At 60.3% G+C, this 2,773-nt stretch carries 2 protein-coding genes and 7 tRNA genes; all 9 read left to right on the top strand.

Annotated features, from left to right (window positions below; all coding sequences use genetic code 11):
- Window positions 1-207 precede the first annotated feature (207 nt).
- The 9 genes from nifS to Q0176_RS03060 all read left to right on the top strand — a co-directional run bounded on the left by nifS (window position 208) and on the right by Q0176_RS03060 (window position 2,721).
- A complete protein-coding gene (nifS, locus tag Q0176_RS03100) occupies window positions 208-1,398 on the top strand; it encodes a cysteine desulfurase NifS (protein ID WP_299299131.1) in 1,191 nt (396 codons plus the stop codon).
- 78 nt (window positions 1,399-1,476) lie between these two features.
- Window positions 1,477-1,902 (top strand): Fe-S cluster assembly scaffold protein NifU, encoded by a 426-nt coding sequence (gene nifU / locus Q0176_RS03095; protein WP_299299132.1) that lies wholly within the window; start codon window positions 1,477-1,479, stop codon window positions 1,900-1,902.
- Window positions 1,903-2,106: 204 nt separating this feature from the next.
- A tRNA-Ala gene (locus Q0176_RS03090) sits at window positions 2,107-2,182 on the top strand.
- Between the two features lie 8 nt (window positions 2,183-2,190).
- Window positions 2,191-2,268 (top strand) — tRNA-Pro (locus Q0176_RS03085).
- Window positions 2,269-2,291: 23 nt separating this feature from the next.
- Window positions 2,292-2,368, top strand: a tRNA-Gly gene (locus Q0176_RS03080).
- A gap of 13 nt (window positions 2,369-2,381) precedes the next feature.
- Window positions 2,382-2,458: transfer RNA gene (locus tag Q0176_RS03075), tRNA-Arg, on the top strand.
- A 13-nt stretch (window positions 2,459-2,471) separates the two neighbouring features.
- Window positions 2,472-2,548 (top strand) — tRNA-His (locus Q0176_RS03070).
- A gap of 11 nt (window positions 2,549-2,559) precedes the next feature.
- A tRNA-Arg gene (locus tag Q0176_RS03065) sits at window positions 2,560-2,636 on the top strand.
- 9 nt (window positions 2,637-2,645) lie between these two features.
- Window positions 2,646-2,721 (top strand) — tRNA-Lys (locus Q0176_RS03060).
- Window positions 2,722-2,773 lie beyond the last annotated feature (52 nt).

Raw genomic sequence — 2,773 nt, 5'->3', positions numbered from 1 at the left:
TCCCACCTTCTCACTGTGGCGGAAGGTTCGGGATTCGATCGACGAGATACTGAAGGCGACGACTTTGGAGGACCTCGTTCGGAACAGGACGCTTTTTCAGGATGAGGGGGAGGAATTTTGAGCCCCCACGATGTTTCGGAATTTTATCTCTGCCCTGAGGGCATTTGAGGAAATGGCTTGAGCCACGTTCGACTAGGGGGGACGACGATGCAAAGCGCATATCTCGATTACGCGGCGACGACGCCGACGGATCCCGAGGTGCTGGCGGCAATGATGCCCTATTTTACGGAGGTCTTCGGCAATCCTTCGTCCGTTTATTCCTTTGCCGTGAAGAGCCGCAAGGCGATCGATACGGCACGCGGCCAGGTGGCCCAAGCCCTGAATGCCGGTCCCGACGAAATCTTTTTTACCGGCAGCGGGACCGAGGCGGACAACTGGGCGCTGAAGGGAACCATGGAGCGCCTGCGAAGCAAGGGAGACCACCTGATTACGACGAAGATCGAACACCACGCCATCCTCCACACGGCGGAATACCTGGAGAAGGTGGAGGGGGTCCGCGTGACCTACCTGCCCGTCGACCCCGACGGGCGCGTCCGCATGGAGGACCTGGAGGCCGCGATGACGGACAAAACCGTTCTGGTCTCCGTGATGTTTGCCAACAATGAAGTGGGGACCATCCAGCCCATCGGAGAGATCGGTGCGCTTTGCCGACAGCGGGGCGTCCTGTTCCATACGGATGCCGTGCAGGCGGCGGCCCAGCTGGATATCGACGTCAAGGCCCTGAACATCGACATGCTGTCCCTGTCCGCGCACAAGATGTATGGCCCCAAGGGAGTGGGGGCCTTCTACCTGCGCAAGGGGCTGCGGCTCGAGAACTTCGTCCATGGCGGCGGTCAGGAGAAGGGACGGCGTGCCAGCACCGAGAACCTGGCGGGCATCGTGGGCCTCGGTGCCGCCATCGAGAGGCTGAAAGCGCGCCTGCCCGAGGAAAAGGCGCGCCTCTGCGCCCTTCGGGACCGGCTGATCGACGGCGTCCTGAGCAGGATCCCCGACGCCAAACTGAATGGAGCACGGGGTGACGGGCGGCTGCCCAACAACACGAACTTCAGCTTCATCGGCATAGAGGGGGAGACCCTCCTTTTGGATCTGGACTCGAAGGGGATATCGGCCTCGACGGGCAGCGCCTGTTCCTCGGGGTCGCTCGAGCCCTCCCACGTGCTTCTGGCTATGGGGCTGTCCCATGAGATGGCGCACGGTTCCCTCCGCATGACGCTGGGGCGCGGAACCACCGAGGAGCAGATCGATTACGTTCTGGACGTGCTTCCGGAGATCGTGGCCCGGCGGCGGTCCATGTCGCCGCTTTGGGAGGACTTCCTGAAGCGCCGCGGAGGAAAGTAGCGGCGGCTCGCCTTCTGCCGGTAAAAGGCGGGAGGCGCGCTCGACGAAAGATATATTTCGGGGGTGGACGAAGTGGCACTGGATTACAGCGAGAAGGTCATGGAGCATTTCAGCAACCCGCGCAACGTGGGAGAGATAGAGAATGCCGATGGGGTCGGCGAGGCCGGAAACCCCAGGTGCGGGGATATAATGAAAATTTATCTGAAGGTCAAGGACAACGTCATCGAGGACGTCAAGTTCAAGACCTTCGGATGCGCGTCGGCTATCGCGTCGTCGAGCATGGCGACTGAGCTCATCAAGGGAAAGACGATCGACGAGGCTTGGAACCTGACGAACAGTGCCGTCGCCGAGGCGCTCGACGGTCTGCCGCCCATCAAGATGCACTGTTCCGTTCTGGCGGAGGAGGCCATCCATACGGCGCTCAACGACTACCGCGCCAAACATGGGATGGAGGTCATCCCCATGAAGCAGTATGACCATGACCACGACCACGCCGTGGTGTGAGGCATAACGGATCGTTCCGTTCGTTCACGCCCCGATCTGCGGGGAGATCGGCTCCTTTCCACCCCGTCGAGGGGCCGGGAGGATCCGTCCGTCGGATCGGGGGGAAGTGACGGATGTCGTTGCGGCTCCTGCTTTTTTGAAAAACGGACGCCGTTTATTGACAAGATCGGGTCTGGCGTATAAAATACTGCTCGTTGTTGCAACGGGGCTGTAGCGCAGCTGGGAGCGCGCTTCCCTCGCACGGAAGAGGTCGGGAGTTCGAATCTCCTCAGCTCCACCATTATTTTTCGGGGCGTGGCGCAGTCTGGTCAGCGCACCTGCTTTGGGAGCAGGGGGTCGAAGGTTCAAATCCTTTCGCCCCGACCAGCGCAGACCTAAAGTGTGTCGACGCGGGAATAGCTCAGTTGGCTAGAGCGATGGCCTTCCAAGCCGTAGGTCGCGGGTTCGAATCCCGTTTCCCGCTCCATTACGAACGAGACGCGCTTGTAGCTCAGCTGGATAGAGCAACGGCCTTCTAAGCCGTAGGTCGCGGGTTCGAATCCTGCCGGGCGCGCCAAGAGTTGAAAATGGTGAGCGTAGTTCAATTGGTTAGAGCACCGGATTGTGGTTCCGGGGGTTGGGGGTTCAAGTCCCCTCGCTCACCCCATAGGAAAATACGCGCTCGTAGCTCAGTTGGATAGAGCGACGGACTTCGGATCCGTAGGTCGCGGGTTCGAATCCTGCCGGGCGCGCCAAAGAGAAACGGACTGTTAGCTCAGTTGGTAGAGCAGCTGACTCTTAATCAGCGGGTCGTGGGTTCGAGTCCCTCACAGTCCACCATTTCCTTTTTTAAGAACGTCCAAAATCGTCCAAAAAGCCCGCTGCCAAGCGG

It is taken from the genome of uncultured Fretibacterium sp., assembly GCF_938040765.1.
Classification (GTDB): Bacteria; Synergistota; Synergistia; order Synergistales; family Aminobacteriaceae; genus CAJPSE01.
The sequence above is the reverse complement of the archived record's forward strand: the minus strand, read 5'-3'. Positions and strand labels throughout refer to the sequence as shown.

Bases quoted from the DNA above. Each gene is read 5' to 3' on its own strand.
- nifS (WP_299299131.1), top strand. From the start codon at position 208: ATGCAAAGCGCATATCTCGATTACGCGGCGACGACGCCGACGGATCCC.